Source organism: Terriglobales bacterium (assembly GCA_035543055.1).
GTDB lineage: Bacteria > Acidobacteriota > Terriglobia > Terriglobales > Acidobacteriaceae > JAIQFD01.
This window is the reverse complement of sequence record DATKKJ010000065.1, coordinates 1-22,935: the sequence shown is the minus strand read 5'-3', so window position 1 is coordinate 22,935 and position 22,935 is coordinate 1. Positions and strand designations below refer to the sequence as shown.

Below are 22,935 nucleotides of genomic sequence, written 5' to 3'. Positions count from 1 at the left end.
TGGCTCCAACGCCTGGAGGAAAGGCGTCAGCGGCTTTGTCCGAGCGCAGCGCCCGGTGAGCGCTGCGGCTGATTGGTTTAGGCCAGGAACTTCTTGCGAAGTCCGTTCAGGCCGATCAACCCGAACGCCAGCAGCGAGAAGCTGGCCGGCTCGGGCACGTGCAGGAAATAATCGCCGGTCGTGACGTTGTGACCAGTGGTGCCGTCCAAATGAACCCAGACGGACTGTTCCAGGGCATAGGGATCGCCGCCATTGCCCACCGTCACATCCGCGGTGTCGCTGTACGGACTGCCGCTCAGGTCGTGCTGGAACAGGTTGAAGCCTGGACAAGTGGTGTCCGACAGGCAACCGGTGTTGCTGTTATCTTGCCAGAGGCCCCATTGCAACGTCCCCTGCTGGGTCCCACCGATGGAGTTGTTGGAAAGGCCGCTGGTCGTGTAGCCCGCGGTCGAGAACACGATCGCGAGCGTGTCCGCGACCTTGCTGGTGTTGGTGACGGAGAAGCTCAGGTCCGCGCTGTTGGCAGACAGCGGGGGCGATGCTTGCCCGACGTCCACGGTCAGGACGAAGTTGCCGATGGAACCGACGAACGTGATGGAACCGTTCCCCGGACCGTCCGAGTCGTTTACTCCGCCATCCGTGATGTACAGGAAGCTGCCGGTACCCCAGTCGTAAATCAGCAGACCGGGGGTTGTGTCGGCGCTTGCACCGGCGGACAAAACCATGACCACTGCCGCCAGGGCAAGTACAGAAAGCAGTCTCGTTTTCATCTCTTAACCTCTTCCTCTTTTGTATTGACAGGGACTAGCTGCAGTCTCCGGAAGACTCTTAGGGCAAGTGGAATGCCAAAGCTATCCACTGGCCCACCATCCACGCCCAGTGAAATCAATAACTTAGGTTGCCGGGGAAGCGCTAATCAGCAGTGGGCATTGCAATTGGCTGCACACCAGGGGAAACACATTCCTCACTTCAACGTGTCTCAATTTGGGACGGACCCTGGTGAGCGGTCCGGGTGCACCATCTACTGCGGCCGGAACTTCTTCCCGCCGGGCAGTTGGTCCACGTCCATCGACCGGAACAGCTTGATCAAGCGGGTGATCGCATCCTGGTCGGCGAGCAGGTCGGTGGGAACTTGCGGTGACGCCATGGGATTGGCGTTGAGATTGAAATCAGTCGCCACTTCCTCGACCATGCCTTCGGTGACGGTGCGCGTCTGGCCGGCGAAGGCGGTGATCAGCGCGTTCTCGCAGATGGTGTTGATCAGCCGGGGAATGCCACGGGCGTTGCGATAGATCGCGGCCATCACCGGCTCCGGGAAAAGGCTCTGGGCGGCGCTCTTGGTCGCCCCGGCTCGCGTCAGTCGCTGCAGGATATAGTCGCGGGCTTCTTCCAGGGTAAGCGGCTGCAGGCGGCAGCGCAGTGCGATCCGTTGCTTCAGCTGCCGCAGGTTCACGGAATCGAGCATCGTCTCCAGCTCCTCCTGGCCGACGAGCACGATCTGCAGCAGCTTCTGCTGATGGGTCTCCAGGTTGGTCAGCAGCCGGATCTCTTCCATCACCTCCCAGCTCAAATCCTGGGCCTCGTCCACGATCAGCACCGTGGACAGACCGCGTTTGAAGCGCGCGATGAGGTGCTCGTTCAACTTCAGCAAGGCATCCGCCTTGCCGTTGCCGAAGGGCAACCCCCAATCCGCCATGATGTATTTCAGGAACTCGATGTCCGAGAGCCGGGTATTGAAGACGTAGGCGCAGCTGATGTTGTTGCGGGTCAGGTAGCTGAGCAGGTAGCGCGCCAGCAGGGTCTTGCCCGTGCCCACATCGCCGGTGATGACGATGAACCCTTTGTTGCTGGTGATCCCGTAGCTGAGGGCCGCCAGCGCCTCCAAGTGCCGCTTTGTGGGATAGAAGAAGTACGGGTCGGGGCTGATCTCGAACGGGTTCTTGGTCAGGTTGAAGAATTTCTTGTACATTCGCTATCCCAATGGCTAGGGCACGATGATGGTGTCGTGCGATTCCAGCTCCACGTTCTGTTCTACGTTTTGCCCCTTGATTACCTCGTTGTAGTTGAAGGGCAGTCGCTTCACCGTGCCATCCGGCATCGTCCGCATGACATAGATCTTCTTGGTCTTGGCGAAATCCCTGAACCCGCCGGCTTGCGACAGTCCGTCAAGGACCGTGGTCCGTCCGGCCAGGCCATAAGTGCCGGGTCTCAGCACCTGTCCCATGACATTGAAGACGTGGCTCCGAACCTCCTCCACGATGACGGTCACCGCGGGACTGGAGATGAAGGCCTTGAGTTTCTCCTCGATGATGGATTGCAGTTCCAGCGGCGTCATCCCCGACGCCTTCAGGTCGCCCACCAGGGGCAGGGTGATCATCCCGTCGGGGCGCACGGGGACCTTTTGCGACAGTTCGGGTTCCTTCCACACCGAGATCGCCAGTAAGTCGCCGGGACCGATCTTGTAAGTCTTGACGTCGACCGAGGCCGCGGGCGCGGTCTTCTGCGCCTCCGGGCTTGCCGGTGCGGCCTTCTTCTTGTCCGACTCTTTCTTGTCCGACTCTTGGGCGAAGGCCACCGCCGTCACCAACAGGACAGACAGCAACATCAGTTTCAGCGTCCAATGCTTCTTCATAAGAGTGCTCACACTTATTCCCCATCCCGCATCACAGGTCGCTTGCCGGGTGAGAACATCGTCTCACTCGGACAGGTGCCTGCTCAAGCCATTTCATGGCCCTCGGTGTTTTCTGCCTGAATGCGGAGCAGGTCCAGGGGAGTGACCTCACGCGTAGGAAAGGGCGTTCTTCTTGCTGCGGCGCGCGCGCCGCCCCTTGGCCGCCAGGTTGTTGGCGAACTTGAGTCCCCACAGCTGGAAGCCTTGCTCCATGTTGACCCGCACCAGCGTAGCCCGGAGCTTGCGGGCGGCCTTCGGCAGGCTCATGGCACGGGGCACGGGAGCGACCGGGATCTCCAGCGAAAGCCTCGAGCTGCGCGGCAGTTGTCGTCGGGTAGCCACCAGGGCGCCCCCGGCGCTGATGTTCAACGCCGTGGCAAACTCCAGAAACTCGTTACCCTGCAGGTCAACCCCGCGAATGAAGACCGGTATTGCCAAGGGGATACGTTGCCATTGCCGCTTGTCCGACGGTCCGCGTTTTCGTGCCACGTGCGCTTCCTCGGTCTAGGGTTTCATCGGATTTTAATCCGCACTCTTGCTGCCAAACCGTGTCTGGGCGGTGCGGAGCCCGTATGTCATTGTTTCTTAAGGTACTTCAGTTAAGTTCTGACTCCCGTCCGCCGGACCCATCGGCGGCCCAAAGCTGCAACATTTTTCTCTTTCTGGTGCAAGCCGTTACCACTTCCGGCTTGACAGTCCACAGAAGCCTGGCTTACTCTAGAACTCCCCCCCGACTGGCTTTGTAAGCCCGTTATATTCCGGCATGACTGACAACTAGGTTAGATTCTTTCGCCCAAAACCGTAGCGTGCCGTTTTGAAAGTGTGAAAGCGAGCGCCGCACAGTGTCCGTTTGGCGGCGTTGTACAGTGTGCTCACGGGTTTAGCACCTCCGTTTTTCGAGGTCCGCTGTCGTCATCATGTCGGAAAAACCTCAGATGCGCCACGTGGCAGAGAACGAAGTCGGATCGCGGCAGCCCGCGACCGATATAGTGGCCGAGGGTCCCTGGATACCGGCTGCGGCGGATTCGCCCCCCACGGTGGAACAGTACAACCATCTGCTGGAAGCCTACGGCCGCCTGGAAGAGGAATACCGCCGGCGTGCGGTGGCCCTGGCCACGGCTGCGCATGAACTGAAGACCCCGCTGTCGATCATGACCGGATATATGGAACTGCTGCTCAGTGACAAGCTCGGCGACCTGGGCGAGCGCCAACGCCGGGTGCTCAGCGACATGCGCGAGAACGGGGTTCGCCTGCAGCAATTCATCCAGGACTTCCTCACCTACAGCGCCCTGGAGACCGGGAACGTGCGCCTGCGGTGCGAAGTGGCGGATCTGAACGCCGTTCTCCAGGAGGTCTGCAGCTTTTGGCTGCAGCGCTTCCAGGACAATCACGTCGCGCTCTACGTCCTTCCCAGCGAGCGGCTGAAACCGTTCCCCTTCGATAGTTTCAAGATCCAGCACATCATCTCGAATCTGCTCGACAACGCGCTCAAGTTCTCGCCGCCAGGGGGCACGGTTTGGTTGAGTGCCGAGCCCTATCACTGGGAGCGGCGCAGCGGCAAGCCGGCGAAGGTAGCCAACGACCGCCGCAAGCGCGCCGAGTGGTCCACCAACGCGGCGCGGATCACCGTCTCCGACACCGGGCCCGGCCTGGCGCCGGAGTTCCATTCCGAAGTCTTCGACGATTTCAGCAAAGGCCCTGCGCCCAACGGCCACCAACCCGACGGCATGGGTCTGGGGCTCGCCATCGCGCGCCGTCTGGTGCTCGCCCACGGCGGCAAGATCTGGGTGGAAAGCGAACCCGGCCAGGGATCGAAGTTCTGCCTTCTCATTCCCACCAAGCGGGAAGCCGAAGTACAGGAGTAGAGAGTGCGCGGAAGAGTACGACCGGCCGACATCCTGGTGGTGGACGACGAGCCCAGCATGCTGGGTTACATGCGGACCCTTCTGGAGGTCGATGCCCACCGGGTGGAGACCGCCGGCAGTGGCTCCGAGGCCTTGCAGCGCGTGCGCCGCGATCCGGTCCCCAACGTCGTCCTGCTCGATCTGCTCATGCCCGGTCTGGACGGCCTGCGCACGCTGGAGCAGCTGCGCGCCCTCAATCCCGAACTGAAGGTCGTGATGCTCTCCTGCGTCAGCGATACCCGCAAGGTGGTCGAGGCCATGCGCCTCGGGGCCAAGGACTATCTGACCAAGCCCTTCAACAAGGCCGAACTCGATGCCGTGCTCCGGCACTGCCTGCAGCCGGTCTCGCTGGACGACGTGACCGTGGAGCGGACCGACATCGAAGAGGTGGGCGACGACCTGTGCTTCGTGGCCGCCACCGAGCAGATGCGCGCCATCCGCGGCCAGGTCAACCAGGTCGCCCGGGTGGACGTGCCCGTGCTCATCCTGGGGGAGAGCGGCACCGGCAAGGAAGTGGTCTCCCGCCTCATCCACAAGTCGTCGGCCCGGGCCCACCGCATGTTCATGAAGGTCAACTGCGCCGCCATGCCCGCCGACCTGCTGGAGAGCGAGTTGTTCGGCTACGAGCCGGGCGCCTTCACCGGCGCCGTGCGCTCCAAGCCCGGCAAGTTCGAGCTGTGCAACAAAGGCACCATCCTGCTGGATGAGATCGGCGAGATGCCGCCGTCGCTGCAGGCCAAGCTCCTGCACGTCCTGCAGGACCAGACCTTCTCCCGCCTGGGAGGACGCACCACCATCGAGGTGGACGTGCGCATCCTCGCCGCCACCAATATCGACGTCCAGGCCGCCATCGCCGAAAAACGGCTGCGCGAAGACCTCTATTACCGGCTGAATGCCTTCACCATCACGGTCCCGCCGCTGCGCGAGCGCAAGAGAGAGATCCCGATCATGCTCAAGACGTTCATGAGCCGCATCTCCGAGCGCTACGCGCGCGACCCGCTGCCGTTCTCCCAGGATTTTCTCGACGCCTGCGTGAGCTACCCCTGGCCGGGGAACGTGCGCGAGCTGGAGAACGTGGTGAAGCGCTATGTCGTTCTCGGCGACGAGTCCGCCATCCTGAACGAGCTGCGGCTCAAGGTCAGCAGCGCGACGCCCGTGCCCGTGGCCTCGGCCGCCCCGGCCGGCGGCCTCAAGGACATCGTCCGCGGCCTGAAGGACCAGGCCGAAGCCGAAGCCATCGCCCGCGTCCTGGAGCAGACCAACTGGAGCCGCAAGCGGACGGCCGAGCTGCTCAATATCAGCTACAAGGCGCTGTTGTACAAGATCCGTCAATACGGCATCGAGCGCCCCGCCAAGCGCCCGCCTGCCCGTTTCATGAACAATCCGGTATAGTGGCCGCAGGTCGATGCCGCGCGTTCGAACGGAAGCCGCAGTCCCTCCCGCCGATGCCCAGGTGCCGGTCGTGGAGCCCGTCCATCTCCAGCTGCTGCGCGAAGTCCTGCAACGGTTCGGGCGGGCCCGCCTGCGGGTGAGCGGCACCAGCATGCTGCCCGCCCTGTGGCCGGGAGACGTGGTCGAGATCGTGGCCACCGATGCCACCGCTCTGCATCCCGGGGATCTGTTGCTGGTCGAGCGCGACGCCCGGCTCTTTTGTCATCGCTTCCTCGGCTCACTCCAGCGATCCGGTCAGCTTCTGCTGCGCACCCGGGGAGACCTGCTCAGCCGGGAAGACCCACCGGTCGGTCCGGAAGCGCTGCTGGGCCGGGTGGAAGCCGCCCAGGGCGCGGGCCGTCCGCCCCATTGGCTCGCCGTTCTCTTGTGCCGCCTGGCCACCGTGTGGCCGCGGCCCTTGGCCTGGATGGTCCAAGGGCGCGAACGTGCTCGTCCGGCCGCCAGCCGGCGATGACTGCTGCTTTCCCGAGCTTTATCGTAGAATGAGACCGTTCGTTGACTGCCCAGCCCGATGGTGAAGATCGTCGCTCATCTGCGTGACGGACGTCTCCTCAAAGGCCACACCGACGCGCTGCCCCCGGAGATGAAGTTGGACGAACTGCTCCGCGGCGGCCCTCATCCTCTACCCAAACAGATCACCCTCCAGACCGACGGTTCACGCCAGAAGGTCTCCGTGCCTCTCGATTCCCTGAAGGCATTGTTCTTCGTGAAGTCGTTCCAGGGCCGCACCGACTACCAGGAGATCAAGTTCTTCGACGCACATCCCCCGGTGGAGGGCCTGTGGGTGCGCATCAAGTTCTTCGACGGCGAGGCCAGCGAAGGGGTGGTGCACAACTCCCTGCATCACCTCACCAGTCCCGGGTTTTTTCTCAAGCCGCCCGATCCGGAGAGCAACAATGAATACATCTACGTGCTGAAATCCTCGCTGACGGACTTCCGGGTGCTGGGCGTGCGCAGCATCTTCTAGCTCTTTCCGCACAAGAGAAAAAGCCCGGGATCGCTCCCGGGCTTTGACGTTTACTGCGATCAGAAGGAGAACTTCACCGCCAGTTGGATGCCGCGCGGTCCGCCGCCGCCCAGGTAGGGATTGCCCAGGCCGACATCGGGGGTCACTGTGGATCGCAGGAAGTCGATCCCATGTCCGGTTCCATCCATCCCGTTGGTCAGCATGTCGGCTTCATATCCCGGCCACAGCGGGCTGGCGAGGTTGGGATGGTTGAAGATGTTGAAGAAGTCGGCCCGCAACTGCATGTGGAACCGCTCCGTCAGGGCCGTATTCTTCACCAGCGAGAAATCGAAATTCCTGAAGTTGGGTCCGACGAAGGCGTTGCGCGGAAGATTCCCCGGGATTCCGTTGGGCACTGCCAGCGCCGTGAGGTTCAACAGCTTGACCCCGCCTGTTCCCGCGTAGGGGTCACCCACCAGGTCCGGGCGCCCGTAGTATTCTCCCGTCCCGTTGAAATCGTTCAGGAACGTTTCGGTGCCAAAGCTCACGTTGTAGGGCATGCCGGAAGCGATGCTCAGCACGCCATCCATGGCCCACCCGTTCAGCAGCCACTTCGCGCTCTCGAGCTGTGCCCGTGCCGGTCTGCCACCGCCGGCGGTCGTGAGATAGTGCCGAGGATTGTGCTTCGCGGCGGAGCGGCAGGTCAAGAACTTTCCCGGTACATATGTTTGAAAAAAAAGGAGAAAGGGGCTTCAGGGCTTGCGCTGGACCACCCCGCCCTTCATCACGAAATCCACGTGCTCGAGCGCGCTCACGTCCTTCAGCGGATCGCCCGGCACGGCGATGATATCGGCCATCTTTCCGACTTCGATGGAGCCCACCTGCTCCTGCCAGTGCATGAGTTCCGCCGCGTCCAGGGTGGCGGAGCGGATGGCCTGTGCCGGCGTCATCCCCAGCTCCACCATGCGCTTGAACTGCACCGCCAGGTTGATGTCCCAGGGAAAGCCGCCCGCGTCGGTCCCGTAGGCGATCTTGACCCCGGCTTTCAGCGCCCGCCGGAAGGTGTCCTGCGAGATCTTCACCATCTCCACCCAGACCTTGGCGCCGGCGGCGGCCCGGCCCTCGGCCACGTACTCGCCCACGTACAGCGTTGGCACGAACCACACGCCCTTCTGCTTCATCGCCGCCAGCTGCGGGTCGGTGATGTAGTCGCCGTGTTCGATGGTGTCCACGCCCGCTTCGATCGAGTTCTCGACGCCGTGGATCCCGATGGCGTGCGACGCCACATACCTCCGTTGCCGGTGCGCTTCGTCCACGATCGCCCGCAGCTCCTCCACCGTGAAGGTGGGGACGTCGTCGAGCACGCCGTTGGGCAGCAGGCGATAGCTGCGGTCGGAATAGACCTTGATCCAGTCGGCGCCGTGCGCGATCTGCTCACGCACTGCCTTGCGGCACTCCTCCGGCCCGTCGCAGAATTGCACGCCGCCCGGCATCTTCAGCTCCCACGAGTAACCCAGCAGGGGATAGGCGCCGGTGACGTCCAGGGCGCGCGTCGCCACCTGCATGCGCGGCCCCGGGACCACGCCCGCGTTGATCGCGTTGCGGATGTCCACGTCGGCGTAGCCCGCGCCCTCCGTCTCCAGGTCGCGCAGGCCGGTGAAGCCGTACTCCAGCGCCTTGCGCACGTTCCTTGTCGCCAGGATGGTGCGGTAGGGCGTGGACTCCTTCAGCAGTTGCTTGTCGTAATCCTCGGCCGTGATGTCGCCCTGCAGCAGCACGTGGGTGTGGGTGTCGATCAATCCGGGCAGGCAGGTCCGGTTCTCCAAGCGGATCAGCGGACTGTTTGCCGTATTGGGGAGACCTGCCCTCGTGTCGAGGATTCTCGCGATCTTGTCTCCCTCGATCTGCAGCAGAGCCATCGTTTGCACGGTGTCGCTCTTGCCGTCGATGAGTCTTCCACACAGCACATAGACCCAGTGGCCTTGCTTCTGCGTGTCGGTCGGATTCTTCTGGCCAAGAAGGTTACCGGTGAGTGTCAGAAGTGCCCACGAGACTGCCAATAGCTTCTTCATCGAAGACCCTCAGGTGTTGATTCGGCAGTGAATTGTACCCGACCGCGGCTTTCGACAAAGTAGCCCGCTCGCCCTCGAGCGGGCCAAGAAAAATCGCGCCCTTGCGGACGCGATTCTTTCGCCACGGACCCAGGAGCCCTACATCTGTCTTGCCAACTCCGGCCTTGCGACATCTGCCTTCACGGGCTGCACTTGCTGCACCGCTGGCTTGCGCAGCAGCGTTCCCAGCTCGTGCCCGGCATAGAAACTTCCCAGCGGCGCCGCCAGCATGAACAACGCCAGCAGCAGCTTCGAGATCTTCGGATCGCGCTCCAGCAACGCCTCCAGTTCCGGGACCCGCAGCGGGACATCGCAGCGCTCGCACACCTGCGCCCGTTCCGGGTTGGGATGTCCGCAGGCGTCGCAGCGCAGGATCCCGTTCACCGGCTGGGGCAGGCGCAGGGCCGCTTCCCGAGTCGGCTTGGGGGCGGCGGCCGGCATCGCCGTCGGGGCAAGCGCGGCCGCGCTCGTGGCTCCTACCGGCTTGCCCAGCATCTCGGCGACAAGGTCCGCCATCCGGGTCAGCGCCATCACGTCGCCGCGGTCGAAGCGGTCGGGCTGAGACGAGAACACCGCCAGCAGCCCTTGTACGCTGCTCTGGCGCAGCACCGGCGCCAGCACCGTCGAACGCAGGCGCAGCTTCTGGCACGCCTCCCGGTTCGCCCGCGGATCGTTATCGGTATCACGGCACCACACCACCATGCGCTCCCGCAGGGACTCGCCCGTCAGCCCGGAGTCGGAGGGCACCACCGCCCCCAGCGCCGGCGCCCTGCCCACGCTCGCCCGGCACACGATCTGCTGCCCGCTGCGCAGCGCCACCACCGCCCCTTCCGCCGACGTCAGGGTCATCAGGTGCTGGGCCGCGGCCTGCAGTCGCGCCTCGAACGTTTCCACTTTCGGAGATTGTGTAGCGCCGGGCGTCTCGCCCGGCGAAGCGCGGACCGGAGCAGAAACCGCAACCCTCGGCCCGGTGCCCGTCACCACCTGCGGCTTCGGGATCGGCAAGGGGAGCGTCCGCGGCGGACGGACCGCTTCGCGTTTTTCCACCAGCACCGGGGCGGTCGTCTGCTTCAGCCAGCGCCGCAGATCAAGAAGGGAATTGCCGGAGAACCCGGTGAAGCGTAGTCCCGCCTTGCCGAAATGATCGGCCCACGCCAATTCGCAACTGGCCGCTACCGGTTCCGCGCAGCCCGGGATCTGGAAGCGGACCAGCGACGAGGGCAGCAATTGCACGGGCTCCGCCGCCTGCACCCGCATCCCGCCTTCGCTCAGATCGACGACGATGGCGCGATTGGTGGCCCCCAGTTGCAGCCCGATCAGTTCTTTCACCGCCAGCCGGCGCTCGTGTTTCCGCCGGTCGGTCATCAGGTCGGCCGGCGGCAGCTCCACTGCCATCCCTGCCTCCGGGGTTACGGGAACTGCGGCTTGCTGGCGTCCCAGGCCGAAGGCGCGACGTAGGCGCCGCTCTCCTTGGCGGGTGCCGCCACCGGGGCCGCCGGCTGGGCCGGACGCATCACCATCGGCGTCGCCACGTTGCTCGCGCTCGCCGGCCGCGGCGCCGGCGCGGCGTCAGTGTCGTCGGCCAGCAGTCTCGCCGCCGAGCGCAGCACCTCCAGCTCCCGCTGGAGTTGCTGCACCTGCTGCTCCTTGGCCCGGATCACATCGTTGATGTTCTTCATCTCCGCCTCTTGGCTTCACGTTTTCCGCAGCACGGCGCTTCCTGCCGTGCATCGAGGGTCGCGCGTTCTTCGCGAGCGTGCAGGCTGGCCCTGGGACACCACGTTACCCCAGACTATGCCTCAAATCCGGTGCAGCGTAAACAGGAATTTTTCGGGATTTGAGGGTGATTTGCCTTGATTTACCGAAGATCACTGGATTTAAGCCGATTTCACCGGCCTGCCCCGGAAAAGGGGAGGTCGCCGGAAACAGAACAGGCGCGCCGCGCGCGCCCTGCCTGCTGCTGCCTGCTTCCTGCCTCCTGCTATCCCGCCCCGCCGCTGAACGAGCCCGCCGCCTCTTCCGCCGACCCGTGGACCTCGAAGATGGTGCCCAGCTTGGTGATCACCAGTACGTCCCTCACCCGGGCGCTGAGCGCCGCCAGCTTGACGGCGGCGCCCGCCGCCTTGGCCGAAGCGTACAGTCCCACCAGCGTGCCCACTCCTGAGCTGTCGATGTAGGTCACGTGGGCAAGGTTCAGGACGACCTGCTTGGACCCGACCAGCAGTTCTTTGACTGTGTCTCGCAGCAACGTGGTCTCCTCGCCGAACACCAATCGGCCGCTGCAATCCACGATCATCACCTGCCCGAGGCTGCGTGTACTGGTTTTAAGTTGCATGGTCGGCCCCCTCCGGCGCTTGCCCAGCGCCACCGTCGATCCCGGCCATAACCCTATAGCTCTGCGGGCGATTTTGGCAAGGACGGGACCGGGTGTGCGCTCCCGCCGGCCGCTGTTCGTCACGCACTTGCATCAGGCCGCCCTCGGCCGCACATCTGCGACGCTTAAAATGTGACCATGAACACCAAAGCCCTCCGCCGCCAGCTCGCCCGATTCCTCTCCGAGTCCCACGCCCACGCCGACTTCGACGCCGCCATCGCCGGATTGCCGCCATCCTTGCGCGGCAAGAAACCCGCCGGCGCGCCTTACACCGCCTGGCAACTGCTGGAGCACATGCGCATCGCGCAATGGGACATCCTCGAATTCTCCCGCGACCCCCGGCACGTCTCGCCCAAGTGGCCCGTGGGCTACTGGCCCAAGACCGCGGCCCCACCCAGTGCGGCCGCGTGGAACAAGAGCATCCGCCAGTTCCGCGCCGATATGAGGGCCATGCAGAAGCTGGTCACCGGCAAAGCGGATCTCTTCGCTCCCATCCCTCACGGTAGGGGACAGACACTCCTCCGTGAGGCCCTGCTGCTGATGGACCACAATGCCTACCACCTCGGCCAGTTGGTCCTGCTGCGCAGGCTGCTCGGGCGCTGGAAGGAATAGGAAGGATTGCGTGGCGCGGGTGCCCTCGCCTGCGACCCACCTCTCTCAATTTCGGCCGACTTACTGCCCCCGCTCCAGCCGGAGGGTCTTGATCTCAAACGGCCCGACGGTCACCGCCGCGCCTGCGGCCACCGGCCGCTCGACCGCCTCCATCAGGTTGGTTTCCGCCGCGACCCGGAACCCCGCCGGCAGCTTGAGCTGCACCGAAGCCTTGCGCCCGGCCCACTCGTAAAGGCGCAGCGTCAGGGCTGCGTCATCCTCGTCCTTCTTGACGGCGGTGACGATCACGTTGTCCGCATCGGCGGCGAACAGAGACTGCTGCTCCGGCAGCGGCCCCTGATGCGGCGCTAGCGTCACCGTCAGCAGCGGAGCGTTCAGCTCATAGCCGCGGCGGATGGTCATGGCCGCGCGCCAGTCGCCGCCGTGCGGGTAGAGCGAGTAGGTGAACTGGTGCCGGCCCTGGTCGGCGTGCGGATCGGGCCACTCCGGCGCCCGCAGCAGCGACAGCCGCAGCACGTTGTCCTTGGCGTCGTAGCCGTATTTGCAATCGTTCAGCAGGCTGAAACCGTGCGTGCCGTCCGAAAGATCGGCCCAGCGCAACGCGGGGACCTCGAACTGCGCCTGCTCCCGGGAGTCGCGCCGCGTGGTCGGCCGCTGGATGGAGCCATAGGGGATCTCGAACGTCGCTTTCTCGCTGCGCGCGCTGAGCGGGAACGCCACCTTCAGCAGCTTGTGCTTCTCGTGCCAATCCGCCTGCATCGCCACGTCTACGCGCGGCACACCTGCGTACATCGTGATGTCCTGCACGAACGCCGAATTCCCGAAGTGTTTCTTCACCCGCAGCACCGCTTTCAGGAACGTCTGCTCGACCAGCTTGACTTCGTCCGCCTGCGTCAGGTCGGCGTGTTCCTTGATGAAATCCGCGTCGATGTTCCACGCGTCCCAGTGCTTCGGTTTGTCGGTGAAGACCTGGAGCAGGTTGCCGCACGGCTTGTTCCCCGGAGCGGCGGCGGGAGCGCCGTCGCCCGGCTCGGCCGGCGCCAGCGCTTCCGTGTTGCTGCGCTTGTCCACCACGCTGGTGATGCACCCGCTGGCTGCATCGACGGTGAGCCGCACGTACTCGTTCTCCAGCGAAGTTGCCGTCGCCTTCAGCGTTGAGACCCGGCTGGGCGCGGCCGTCGCCGGCGTCAGCTTTACCAGCGCGTAGCCCAGCGCCGGGACATCCTTTGCCAGCAGGCGCAAGCGCAGGCGGTTGGTGCGCCGGTCGTTGGCCAGCACCTCCACCGGCATCGCTTTTCCGTTGGGCCCGGTGGCTTGGACGGCCGTCGTCTTGCCGGGGAACTGGACCTCGAATTCCACCACGTCTGTCCGCGTCCACGACAGCGGGTTGAACACCAGCACCGCAGTCGCCGGGGTGTTGACCTCGGCGCCCAACCTCCTCAGCGACTGCTCGATGGTTTCTTCGGCGATGTGGCGCACGTTGGCGTAGCGCTTCGCCGCGTCCACGTAGTTCACCGCGATGCCCGACCCCGGCAGGATGTCGTGGAACTGGTTGAACAGCACCTCACGCCACGCGGTGTTCAGGCTCTCCTGCGGGTAGGGGACGCCGAACAGCGACGCCGCCGACGCCAGCTTCTCGGCGTTGAGCATCAGCACTTCGCTCTTGCGGTTGCCCCGCTTGGTCTCCGCCTGCGTCGTTTGCACCCCGCGGTGATATTCGAAGTACAGCTCGTCCTTCCAGACCGGGATGTTGAGCTCCTCGCGGTGTTTCTCAAGGTTCTGCAGGAACGCCGTCGCCGTGCCGAACTTCAGCGGCGGATAGACGAGGTTGGGATCGCGCAGCGCCTGCGCCGTGTCCAAGTCCTTGCGGGTGGGTCCGCCGCCATGGTCCCCGACCCCGAACAGGTACATCATCTCCAACTCGCCGGGCGAAGCCTGTTGCACCCCGGCATCCTTCTTCCACATCGCGGGCGCGAACGCCGCCAGGTCCGCCGCCATCTTGGCGCCGTCGACCTGGTTGGCGTAGTCGTGCGGGATGTAGGTCAGGATCCGGCTGCCGTCCGGCGACTCCCACCAGAACAGCTTGTGCGGGAACTTGTTGGTGTCGTTCCAGTAGAGTTTCTGGGTGACGAAGTAATCCAGCCCCGAGCGCTTGTAGATCTGCGGCAGCTGCCAGTTGTAGCCGAACGAGTCCGGGTTCCAGCCGATGCGCACGTCCACCCCGAACTTCTGCCGGAAATAGCGCTTGCCGATCAGCAGTTGCCGCACCAGCGACTCGCCGTCCGGCATGTTCAGGTCGGGCTCCACCCACATCCCCCCGACGATCTCCCACCGCCCTTCCTTCACCCGCTGCTGGATCTCCTGGAACATCTCCGGATACTTCTCTTCCATCCACGCGTAGGCCCGCGCCGACGACATGGTGAAGGTCAGGTCGGGATACTCGCGCATCAGTTGCAGCGCGCTCTCGAAGGTGTTGCGCACGACCTCGACCGTCTCCGTCCAGGGCCACAGCCAGGCCATGTCGATATGCGAGTTGCCCGTCACCTGGATGGTGAACTGCTGCTCGAACCGTCGGAGTTCGCCCAGCTTCGCCTGCGCCGCGCGCAGCGACGCGTCGAAGGCCTGCTGATCTCCGCGCTCCAGGGCCGCCAGCTCGATCGCCTTCACCGCAGAGTCGAGCACCGCCTGCCGCTCCGTCTTGCCGCTCTCGTACGCCGCCACCAGCGGTTGCGCCGCCAGCACTTCCATCCGCAGGGTCGCGGGATCGGGCCGCCCTTTGGCTGCGTGGACCAGCAGCCGCGCCCGGTACAGGCTGGCCTTCACCGGGGCGCCGACCACCCGCACCGCGATGGCGAACTTCTGCCCCGGCTGGGCCGCGCTGCTCAAGGTCACCGGCAACTGCGTGTCCTCGTCCGTGCGGCTGATCAGGGAGCCATTCGCGAAGATGCTCACCTGGATGGCCTTGTCGCTGGTCAGCCAGGCGTCGAGCTGCACCTCCGCTCCGCGCAGCTCGTAGCCGTTCAGCTTTTCTGGGACCGCGATCGTGGTGCGCAGCCAGCGGCTGCCGTTCCAGTCTTCCCGCACCTTCACCGGTTGCCAGTCCGCGGTACTGATCCCGGGATCTTCGCCGTGCGCCAGGCCGGCATCGTGTCTGCGCCAGTCCGTGATCGGGACCTCGCTGATGGACTGCAGCCGGTCCATCGTCGGCTTATAGGGATCGGCAGGTGCGCTGGGAGACTGCGCGTAAAGCATCATCACGAACAGGGCAGGGAACAGGCAGATGAGCAGAGGACGTTTCATGGCGCGCAGTAGTCTACTCCTCGGTCGCGGGCGCCCAGGTTGCAATTTCTTCTGAGACCCGGTTGAATGGCCGCTCCTCATGTCCGCTTCCGCCCATCCACCTGCCGGCTCCATCTCCCTGACCTCGAACCCCTACCTGATGCGCAGCATCCTGGTGGGAGCTCTGGCCGGATTGCTCTTCGGTTTCGACACCGCCGTCATCTCCGGGACCACCGGCGCCCTGCGCGCGGTGTACCAACTCTCCCCCGCCCAACTGGGGTTCACCGTCTCGGCGGCGCTGTGGGGGACGGTGATCGGCGCGCTCTGCGCCGGCGTCATCGCCCAGCGCTTCGGCGGCCGCCGCAGCATGAGCCTGACCGCCCTCTTCTATATGGTCTCGGCGCTGGGCTGTGCCCTGGCCTGGAGTTGGTCCGCCGTCATCGGCTTTCGCTTCATCGGAGGCCTGGGGATCGGCGCCTCCTCGGTGGTCGCGCCCGTTTATCTGGCCGAGCTTGCCCCCGCCCGCGCGCGCGGACGCCTGGTGGGCGTCTTTCAGATCAACATCGTGGTCGGCATCCTGGTGGCTTACTTATCGAATTACCTGATCAGCCGGGTCGGCCTCGGCATCCGGGAATGGCGATGGGAGTTCGGCGTCGCCGCGGTCCCCGCCCTCGTCTTCTTCATCCTGCTCTTCGGTATCCCCGAGAGCCCGCGCTGGCTGGTGACCCGGGGCCGCACCGCCGAGGCCGCTCAGGTCCTCGACCTCCTCGGTAACAGCGACGGTGAGGCCGCCCTGCAGGAGATCGTTCGCTCCGTCCACCTCACTCGCTCCGGACGCTCGGAGCCGCTCTTCTCGTCGAAGTACCGCTTTCCCATCTTCCTGGCCGTGAGCGTCGCCTTCTTCAACCAGTTCGCCGGCATCAACGCCATCCTCTATTACGCCAACGACATCTTCGCCATGGGCGGCTACAGCAAGCTCTCGGCGAACCTGCAGGCGGTCGCCATCGGCTTGACCAACCTGGTCTTCACCCTGATGGCCATGGCGGTCATCGACCGCGTTGGGCGCAAGACCCTGCTCTTGATCGGCGCCGTCGGCATGGCCGCCTGCCTGCTCGGGGTCTCCGCCATCTTCTTCACCCGCCAGCACCAGCAGGCGCTGCTCACTCTGCTGATCGTGTATGTCGCTTTCTTCGCCTTCTCCCAGGGCGCCGTGATCTGGGTCTTCATCAGCGAGGTCTTCCCCAACCTGGTGCGCGCCAGGGGACAGAGCCTGGGCAGCGGCACGCACTGGGTGATGAACGCCATCATCGGCCAGCTGTTTCCCATCTTCGCCGCCCGTTCCGGCGGATACCCCTTCCTGCTCTTCGGCGTCATGATGGTGATTCAGTTCCTGGTGGTTCTGGTCGTCTATCCCGAGACCAAGGGCTTCACTCTGGAGCAGATGGAAGACCACCTGGGCATCGAGCAGGCCTGACGGAAAGGTCGTTGCGTCGTCCTGTTCGCATTACCTTGGGTCAGGTCCGCAGATGGCCATTGGGCATGTTTCGCGAGCGGGCCGGGAAGGGTACTCTGATGACCGAGTTCGCTCCGTGTCGGCAGCGAGAACAATAATGGAATCAAAGTCATTCATTCGGCGAAGCAACAGGATCGCTAAGCAGGTTCCCCTGGTTGTCCGTTGGCAGCCTCCCGGCAGGGACATTGAAGATGACCCTGCGCAGACGGTGCTTCTCAGCAAGCATGGGTGCAGCTTCACCTGCCCAGTCCCGCTCAAGCTCGGAAGTCAGGTCTACGTGCTCGATCCCGCGCGCGGCAAGGGCGCCCGGGCACGGGTCGTGTATCGGGGATTGGCCCGGGCCGGGCAAGAGGCGACCGTGGCGGTGGAATTCCCCGACACGGCCGATTTTTGGAACCAGTCCTTTCTTGCCCAGCCGCACTAGCCTCGGCCGGGTTGGTTGCGCCGGAGCTGCTCCGTCGCCGGAGCAGTTGCCACCCTTGATGATCCCGGAAGTGCCAGCGACTTTGGTAAGTCACGTGAACGCCCGTGATCTTCTGCCGGGCTGTACCTTCGGCCTACGATCAGGCTGTCCGATCTCCTGGGGATGGAGGACGAACGGTGCAGCGCGAACGTGGTTTCTCCCTGATCGAGTTGCTGATTGTGGTCGCGATCATACTGATCATCGCGGCCATCGCCATCCCCAACCTGCTGCGGTCGCGGATGGCGGCCAATGAGAGCTCGGCCGTCGGCTCGCTCCGCACCATCAATACCGCCCAGATTTCCTACCAGCTCACTTACCCGGCAACCGGATACGGCTGTGCTCTCGTCGATCTCGGGCCCAGTGGTTTTGGGGTCCCGGCAGATCCCACGCACGCTGATCTCATCGATGCCCAGCTCGCCACCGGGCAGAAGAGCGGATACAGCCTGCAGTTGAACTGCGCGGGCGGCGGCGGGGGTGGCGGCCCGCTGGGTGGCGGCGGAGCATTGCCGCACCTGGCCTACCAACTTAGCGCAACACCGTCGGCCATCGGATCGAGCGGCCAGCGCGCCTTCTGCTCCGACGCCTCCGCCGTCATCAGCTACAGCCCCGATGGCCTGGCGCCCACCTGCTTCGCCGCCGGCAGCATGCTCTGATTCGCTTGCCCAGAAAACAATGATGAGAAGGAATGTGCGGGTGCCCTCGCTCGCGCAAGCCTCTCTTTCTGCTGGCTACTAGTTTCGCGTACTTCTTTTCCTCACAATCCACAACCCTGCACTATTAATAGGTGATTGACCCGCCCCGCATTGCAACTTACAGTCGATTCACTTTCTCCAGTCGCGATGTCATCCAGCCATCCAGGGAAGGATGTCCATGTGGAAATGTCCGCCGCCAGCCCGGCCATGTCCCCAGCCCGGCCCTTGCAAAGGCCCGTCCAGCCAGGGAATCCAGCCGATTAAGGTGTAAAATACAATATATTGGGGTAGGTACTTGACAGGCCCCCTATATGGGCGTACCTTGCAGACCCAGCCAAGATGGGCGTCGAGGCGAACCGGGCCTCGGCGAGCGGTGAACCGGCGCCAGAGGTGACGCCGGCGGGCCCTGCGGTGACCCTCAATATCCCCGATAGCCGTTGCCTACCGGGGACGGTTTTGACAACACAACCGAGGCTCTCGTGGCCTGTGCACATCATTCAGTGCACCCGGGCACAGGGCTTCTTTCCCTTGTCGTACCGCTGGCGTCTCGCCTGGCTCTTCGGTCGAGACGCCGGTCAGGGCGTCTCCAGCAGGGAGGCAGCCTTGGGCTTCAGCCCAAGGTTCCGAGCGCGCCTGCCGCGCTTGGAAAGGAGGATCGGATGGCGTTCGAACCCACCGCACTCGACGTGACCGAAAGCAAGCTGTCGGCCCCCGAGGTCGGTCACCTGGAATGGTCGCGATGGGCTCGCTGCCAGTCCAGCCTGAGCCTGGCCCTGGTCCCGCCTCTGCCCGGCATCTTCGCCCTGGCGGAGGAGGTGATCGCGGAGAACGAGTCGCCCCTGACCGGGCAGCGCCGCATGATCGCCGTCTTCGACATCCAGGAGACCGACGATCTGGCGCGCACCCTGCACGGTCTGTTCTCGGCCGCCAGCGAGCTGCGTCCCCGTCTCCAATCGGGCCGCTGCTTTGTCCGCTACGCCGTGGTGCCGGTGCGCACCCAGCGCCAGGCCGCCGCCCATGCCCTCCGCAACTGGCTGGCCGCCACCAGCGAGAGCGCCTCCGCCGTCACCGACGGCTTTACGGCTTCATCGCCCTCGGCCACGCATCAGGAGGATAAGGAGCAACAGGAGATCGGCAAACCATCGTTCCCTGAAGGTTTTTGACTTGGTACTTGGTACTGGGTACTTGGTACTGCAACTGATATCTGGCAACTGGCAACTGGGAGAGAGACACAATGGCTGACGTGACCAAGACCGCTGACACCACCAACGTCGCGCAGACGACGCCGACCGTCACCAGCTTCATCAACCGGAAGAAGGCTCCGGGCCTCAGCTTCCGCCGCTTCTTCACCAAGCCCGGAGTCTCTCCCTACGACGAGGTCGAGTGGGAATTCCGCACCGCCCAGATCAACGACGCCGGCGGCGGCACCATCTTCGAGCAGAAGGACGTCGAAGTCCCCAAGGACTGGTCCATGACGGCGACCAACATCGTCGCCAGCAAGTATCTGCACGGCAAGATCGGCACGCCCGAGCGCGAGACCGGGGTCCGCCAGCTGGTGCAGCGCGTCGCCGAGACCATCCGCGACTGGGGCGTCGCCGGCGGTTACTTCCACACTCCCGAGGACGCCGCCACTTTCCACGACGAGCTCGCCTTCCTGCTGCTCCGCCAGTACGCCGCCTTCAATTCGCCGGTCTGGTTCAATGTCGGCTGCGACCGCCTCGAGCCCCAATCCGACGCCCAGAACTGGCACTGGAACCCGCAACTCGGCCGCGTCGAGTTCGCCGTCACCGGCTACAAGAATCCCCAGTGCTCCGCCTGCTTCATCAATTCGGTGAAGGACTCGCTCGACAGCATCCTCACCCTGGCCAAGACCGAGGGCATGTTGTTCAAGTGGGGCTCCGGCACCGGCACCAATCTCTCGCCCCTGCGCAGCTCCATCGAAGGACTCTCCGGCGGCGGCACCGCCAGCGGCCCGCTCTCCTTCATGAAGGGCTTCGACGCCTTCGCCGGCGTCATCAAGTCCGGCGGCAAGACCCGCCGCGCCGCCAAGATGGTCATCCTCAACATCGATCACCCCGACATCGTGGACTTCATCGAGTGCAAGGCCAAGGAAGAGGCCAAGGCCTGGACCCTGGTGCAGGCCGGATACGACGGCTCCTCCCCCGACTCCGAAGCCTATTCGTCCATCTTTTTCCAGAACGCCAACAACTCCGTCCGCGTCACCGACGACTTCATGCTCGCCGTCGAGCGCGACGCCGCCTTCTCCACCAAGGCCGTTCGCGACGGTCGCCCGGTCTGCACCTTCCCTGCCCGCGACCTGCTCAAGAGGATCTCCGAGGCCACCTGGAAGTGCGGCGACCCCGGCATGCAGTACGACACCACCGTCAACCGCTGGCACACCTCCAGGAACACCGCCCGCATCAACGCCAGCAACCCCTGCTCCGAGTACATGTTCCTGGATGATTCGGCGTGCAACCTGGCGAGCTTGAACCTGATGAAGTTCGCGCCCAACGGGACGTTTGATGTCGAGGCGTACAAGTACGCCGTCGATGTCATCATCACGGCGCAGGAAATCCTGGTGGACAACTCGGGCTATCCGACGGAGGCGATCGGCAAGAATTCGCACGACTACCGGCCGCTGGGGCTGGGATACGCCAACCTGGGCGCGCTGCTGATGGCCTCGGGGCTGCCGTACGACGGCGAAGCGGGCCGCGATTACGCCGCCTGCGTCACCGCCATCATGTGCGGCGAGGCGTACCTGCAGTCGTCGCGCATCGCCGAGCAGGCGCAGCCGCTGATGCCGGCCACCGACATCACCGCCGCCCGCTACTCGGAGATGATCCAGGCCAGCGAGCGCCTGCCCGAGTGGGGCGGCGCCTGCCCCGGCTGGTACGTCAACCGCGAGCCCTTCCTCGACGTCATCCGCATGCACCGCGCGTCCGTCAACAACATCAACCGCGGCAACGTCCCCACCGCGCTCTACGAGGCCAGCAAGCAGTGCTGGGACGAAGCTCTGCAGCACGGCGAGAAGTTCGGCTACCGCAACTCGCAGGTCACGGTGCTGGCCCCCACCGGCACCATCGGCTTCATGATGGACTGCGACACCACCGGCGTCGAACCGGACCTGGCGCTGGTGAAGTACAAGAAGCTGGTGGGCGGGGGCATGATCAAGATCGTGAACAACACCGTGCCCGCGGCCCTGTTCAAGCTGGGCTACTCCACCGAGCAGGCCAACGCCATCGTCAGCTACATCGACGCCACCGGCACCATCGAAGGGGCCCCACACATCAAGGACGAGCACCTGCCGGTCTTCGACTGCTCCTTCAAGCCGGCCAAGGGCACCCGCTCCATCCACTACATGGGACACCTGCGCATGATGGCCGCCGTCCAGCCGTTCATCTCCGGGGCGATTTCGAAGACCGTCAACCTGCCCGAGGCGGCCACGGTGGAAGAGATCTCCGACGCCTACATCCAGGCCTGGAAGCTGGGACTGAAGGCGGTGGCCATCTACCGCGACGGCTGCAAGAAGGCCCAGCCCCTCTCGGCCGCCGGGACCGCCACCGCAACCTCTTCCGCCAAAGATTCCTCGGCGGTCTCGGCGCTCTCGGCGGTGAAAGAAGTTGAGGATTTGAACGCGCCGCCACGGGCCTCGCGGCACAAGCTGCAGGACGAGCGGCTCTCGGTGACCCACAAGTTCAACATCGCGGGCCACGAGGGCTACATCACCGTGGGCCTCTACCCCAACGGACAGCCGGGGGAGATCTTTATCACCATGGCAAAAGAAGGCTCGACCGTCTCCGGGCTGATGGACAGCTTCGCCTGCGCCACCTCGATCGCGCTGCAGCACGGAGTGCCGCTCAAGCTGCTGTGCGAGAAGTTCGCCCACACCCGCTTCGAGCCCTCGGGCTGGAGCGGCAACCAGGACATCGGCTTCGCCAAAAGCATCATGGATTACATCTTCCGCTGGCTGGAGCTGCGGTTCCTGACCGGGCAGCAGCAGTTCCTGTTCGAGAACTACCGGCCCAAGGCCCTGCCCGAGGAGAACGGGACGTCGACGTCTCCGCAGCTTGGTACTGGGTACTTGGTACCTGGTACTCCGGCTGCGAAGCAGCCGGTTCACGCCGCCGACGCCATGCGCGAGCTGATCGACATGGGCGACGCCCCCAGCTGCCATGTCTGCGGCGCCATCATGGTCAGGAATGGGTCGTGCTACAGATGTATGTCCTGCGGTGCGACCTCGGGGTGCAGTTAGTCTTCCGGTAGAGACGCCCGTCAGGGCGTCTCCCCCTGAACCACGGAGGACGCCCTTCGGCTCGCCTCAGGGCAGGCTCCGGACGCGGAGGAGAAATCGACAAAGTAGCCCGCGCGCCCTCGCGCGGGCCGGTGGACGACACGGAGGACGCGGAGACAACGAAATCCAGGCCCGAAGGGCCGGAAGAATCTAGCCCGGCACGTGACCGGGGTCCCCAGCAAACCTGGGGTTGGTTTGCTGGGGTGGTTGAGTGCCGGGTAGGCGACAACAAAGAGGGACGAGTCCCGTAGGGACGACACCTCTTTAACAATCAACGGGCCCAAGACGTTTTGACCGCGAGGGGGCACGGCCAACGCCGTGCCCTTTCTCGCTCTTGGAGGTACTTGTCGTGGCTCTTGGATATTTGAGGAAGAGTACGCGGTTTCTGGTTGCGAGTTTCCTTTGGCTGCACGGGCTCTTCTTATTGAAGCTGTCCCCCGTCAACATCGGACCGCTCGCTGGACGAGTCCGAATGTCGGAAACGGAGTTCGTAATAGCCGTCGCGATCGTAGGTGCCGGCCTGCTGAAGATGTACGGATGGAAGAAGATTAGTGTCGATCTTCTGTATATCTATGCGTTTCCGCTTGTGCTGCCGTGCCTGCTGATCTACTGGGCGGTTGTTGGCAT

Annotated in this window: 20 protein-coding genes; 10 read left to right on the top strand and 10 right to left on the bottom strand. The window is 64.4% G+C overall.

Annotated elements, in window-relative coordinates:
- Window positions 1-77: 77 nt before the first annotated feature.
- The 4 genes from VMS96_05420 to VMS96_05405 all read right to left on the bottom strand — a co-directional run bounded on the left by VMS96_05420 (window position 78) and on the right by VMS96_05405 (window position 3,160).
- A complete protein-coding gene (locus VMS96_05420) occupies window positions 78-770 on the bottom strand; it encodes a PEP-CTERM sorting domain-containing protein (GenBank protein HVP42848.1) in 693 nt (230 codons plus the stop codon).
- A 251-nt stretch (window positions 771-1,021) separates the two neighbouring features.
- On the bottom strand, window positions 1,022-1,969 hold the full coding sequence (locus VMS96_05415; GenBank protein ID HVP42847.1) for an AAA family ATPase: 948 nt from the start codon (window positions 1,967-1,969) through the stop codon (window positions 1,022-1,024).
- 15 nt (window positions 1,970-1,984) lie between these two features.
- Complete coding sequence (locus tag VMS96_05410) at window positions 1,985-2,632, bottom strand: polysaccharide biosynthesis/export family protein (GenBank protein HVP42846.1); 648 nt, start codon at window positions 2,630-2,632, stop codon at window positions 1,985-1,987.
- 147 nt (window positions 2,633-2,779) lie between these two features.
- Window positions 2,780-3,160, bottom strand: a complete 381-nt coding sequence (locus tag VMS96_05405; GenBank protein HVP42845.1) for a PilZ domain-containing protein — start codon at window positions 3,158-3,160, stop codon at window positions 2,780-2,782.
- 446 nt (window positions 3,161-3,606) lie between these two features.
- Between VMS96_05405 and VMS96_05400 the strand changes: the two genes are divergently transcribed.
- Genes VMS96_05400 through VMS96_05385 form a run of 4 tightly spaced genes read left to right on the top strand, consistent with a single transcriptional unit; the run spans window position 3,607 to window position 6,994 of the window.
- The gene (locus VMS96_05400) at window positions 3,607-4,536 is read left to right on the top strand and encodes a HAMP domain-containing sensor histidine kinase (GenBank protein HVP42844.1); all 930 of its coding nucleotides are present in this window, start codon (window positions 3,607-3,609) and stop codon (window positions 4,534-4,536) included.
- 3 nt (window positions 4,537-4,539) lie between these two features.
- On the top strand, window positions 4,540-5,967 hold the full coding sequence (locus tag VMS96_05395; GenBank protein HVP42843.1) for a sigma-54 dependent transcriptional regulator: 1,428 nt from the start codon (window positions 4,540-4,542) through the stop codon (window positions 5,965-5,967).
- A 13-nt stretch (window positions 5,968-5,980) separates the two neighbouring features.
- Window positions 5,981-6,481, top strand: coding sequence for a S24/S26 family peptidase (locus VMS96_05390; GenBank protein HVP42842.1), 501 nt, complete (start codon window positions 5,981-5,983; stop codon window positions 6,479-6,481).
- Between the two features lie 57 nt (window positions 6,482-6,538).
- A complete protein-coding gene (locus VMS96_05385) occupies window positions 6,539-6,994 on the top strand; it encodes a hypothetical protein (protein ID HVP42841.1) in 456 nt (151 codons plus the stop codon).
- A 59-nt stretch (window positions 6,995-7,053) separates the two neighbouring features.
- Here VMS96_05385 and VMS96_05380 read toward each other — a convergent pair whose 3' ends face one another.
- The 5 genes from VMS96_05380 to VMS96_05360 all read right to left on the bottom strand — a co-directional run bounded on the left by VMS96_05380 (window position 7,054) and on the right by VMS96_05360 (window position 11,419).
- Window positions 7,054-7,680, bottom strand: a complete 627-nt coding sequence (locus VMS96_05380; GenBank protein ID HVP42840.1) for a hypothetical protein — start codon at window positions 7,678-7,680, stop codon at window positions 7,054-7,056.
- 45 nt (window positions 7,681-7,725) lie between these two features.
- Window positions 7,726-9,045 (bottom strand): amidohydrolase family protein, encoded by a 1,320-nt coding sequence (locus VMS96_05375; protein HVP42839.1) that lies wholly within the window; start codon window positions 9,043-9,045, stop codon window positions 7,726-7,728.
- Window positions 9,046-9,183: 138 nt separating this feature from the next.
- On the bottom strand, window positions 9,184-10,479 hold the full coding sequence (locus tag VMS96_05370; protein ID HVP42838.1) for a GAF domain-containing protein: 1,296 nt from the start codon (window positions 10,477-10,479) through the stop codon (window positions 9,184-9,186).
- 14 nt (window positions 10,480-10,493) lie between these two features.
- Complete coding sequence (locus tag VMS96_05365; protein ID HVP42837.1) at window positions 10,494-10,763, bottom strand: hypothetical protein; 270 nt, start codon at window positions 10,761-10,763, stop codon at window positions 10,494-10,496.
- Between the two features lie 302 nt (window positions 10,764-11,065).
- Complete coding sequence (locus VMS96_05360) at window positions 11,066-11,419, bottom strand: STAS domain-containing protein (GenBank protein HVP42836.1); 354 nt, start codon at window positions 11,417-11,419, stop codon at window positions 11,066-11,068.
- Between the two features lie 177 nt (window positions 11,420-11,596).
- Between VMS96_05360 and VMS96_05355 the strand changes: the two genes are divergently transcribed.
- A complete protein-coding gene (locus tag VMS96_05355; GenBank protein HVP42835.1) occupies window positions 11,597-12,070 on the top strand; it encodes a DinB family protein in 474 nt (157 codons plus the stop codon).
- A 60-nt stretch (window positions 12,071-12,130) separates the two neighbouring features.
- Here the strand turns inward: VMS96_05355 and VMS96_05350 are convergent, their stop codons facing one another.
- On the bottom strand, window positions 12,131-15,370 hold the full coding sequence (locus VMS96_05350; GenBank protein ID HVP42834.1) for an alpha-mannosidase: 3,240 nt from the start codon (window positions 15,368-15,370) through the stop codon (window positions 12,131-12,133).
- A 79-nt stretch (window positions 15,371-15,449) separates the two neighbouring features.
- On the opposite strand from VMS96_05350, the gene VMS96_05345 reads away from it, so the two are divergent.
- From VMS96_05345 to VMS96_05325, 5 genes are all read left to right on the top strand, one after another.
- Complete coding sequence (locus VMS96_05345; GenBank protein ID HVP42833.1) at window positions 15,450-16,823, top strand: sugar porter family MFS transporter; 1,374 nt, start codon at window positions 15,450-15,452, stop codon at window positions 16,821-16,823.
- 247 nt (window positions 16,824-17,070) lie between these two features.
- Window positions 17,071-17,286, top strand: coding sequence for a hypothetical protein (locus tag VMS96_05340; GenBank protein HVP42832.1), 216 nt, complete (start codon window positions 17,071-17,073; stop codon window positions 17,284-17,286).
- Window positions 17,287-17,462: 176 nt separating this feature from the next.
- Window positions 17,463-17,978 carry a prepilin-type N-terminal cleavage/methylation domain-containing protein gene (locus VMS96_05335; protein HVP42831.1) on the top strand — a complete coding sequence of 172 codons (516 nt, stop codon included), beginning with the start codon at window positions 17,463-17,465 and terminating at the stop codon, window positions 17,976-17,978.
- Between the two features lie 698 nt (window positions 17,979-18,676).
- Window positions 18,677-19,180 carry a hypothetical protein gene (locus VMS96_05330; GenBank protein HVP42830.1) on the top strand — a complete coding sequence of 168 codons (504 nt, stop codon included), beginning with the start codon at window positions 18,677-18,679 and terminating at the stop codon, window positions 19,178-19,180.
- 71 nt (window positions 19,181-19,251) lie between these two features.
- Window positions 19,252-22,269 (top strand): vitamin B12-dependent ribonucleotide reductase, encoded by a 3,018-nt coding sequence (locus VMS96_05325; protein ID HVP42829.1) that lies wholly within the window; start codon window positions 19,252-19,254, stop codon window positions 22,267-22,269.
- Window positions 22,270-22,935 lie beyond the last annotated feature (666 nt).

Excerpts from the sequence above, each read along its gene's own strand:
- VMS96_05420 (HVP42848.1), bottom strand. The coding sequence starts at position 770 with ATGAAAACGAGACTGCTTTCTGTACTTGCCCTGGCGGCAGTGGTCATG.
- VMS96_05415 (HVP42847.1), bottom strand. The coding sequence starts at position 1,969 with ATGTACAAGAAATTCTTCAACCTGACCAAGAACCCGTTCGAGATCAGC.
- VMS96_05410 (HVP42846.1), bottom strand. The coding sequence starts at position 2,632 with ATGAAGAAGCATTGGACGCTGAAACTGATGTTGCTGTCTGTCCTGTTG.
- VMS96_05400 (HVP42844.1), top strand. The coding sequence starts at position 3,607 with ATGCGCCACGTGGCAGAGAACGAAGTCGGATCGCGGCAGCCCGCGACC.
- VMS96_05390 (HVP42842.1), top strand. The coding sequence starts at position 5,981 with ATGCCGCGCGTTCGAACGGAAGCCGCAGTCCCTCCCGCCGATGCCCAG.
- VMS96_05385 (HVP42841.1), top strand. The coding sequence starts at position 6,539 with ATGGTGAAGATCGTCGCTCATCTGCGTGACGGACGTCTCCTCAAAGGC.
- VMS96_05375 (HVP42839.1), bottom strand. The coding sequence starts at position 9,045 with ATGAAGAAGCTATTGGCAGTCTCGTGGGCACTTCTGACACTCACCGGT.
- VMS96_05370 (HVP42838.1), bottom strand. The coding sequence starts at position 10,479 with ATGGCAGTGGAGCTGCCGCCGGCCGACCTGATGACCGACCGGCGGAAA.
- VMS96_05365 (HVP42837.1), bottom strand. The coding sequence starts at position 10,763 with ATGAAGAACATCAACGATGTGATCCGGGCCAAGGAGCAGCAGGTGCAG.
- VMS96_05360 (HVP42836.1), bottom strand. The coding sequence starts at position 11,419 with ATGCAACTTAAAACCAGTACACGCAGCCTCGGGCAGGTGATGATCGTG.
- VMS96_05355 (HVP42835.1), top strand. The coding sequence starts at position 11,597 with ATGAACACCAAAGCCCTCCGCCGCCAGCTCGCCCGATTCCTCTCCGAG.
- VMS96_05350 (HVP42834.1), bottom strand. The coding sequence starts at position 15,370 with ATGAAACGTCCTCTGCTCATCTGCCTGTTCCCTGCCCTGTTCGTGATG.
- VMS96_05345 (HVP42833.1), top strand. The coding sequence starts at position 15,450 with ATGTCCGCTTCCGCCCATCCACCTGCCGGCTCCATCTCCCTGACCTCG.
- VMS96_05330 (HVP42830.1), top strand. The coding sequence starts at position 18,677 with ATGGCGTTCGAACCCACCGCACTCGACGTGACCGAAAGCAAGCTGTCG.
- VMS96_05325 (HVP42829.1), top strand. The coding sequence starts at position 19,252 with ATGGCTGACGTGACCAAGACCGCTGACACCACCAACGTCGCGCAGACG.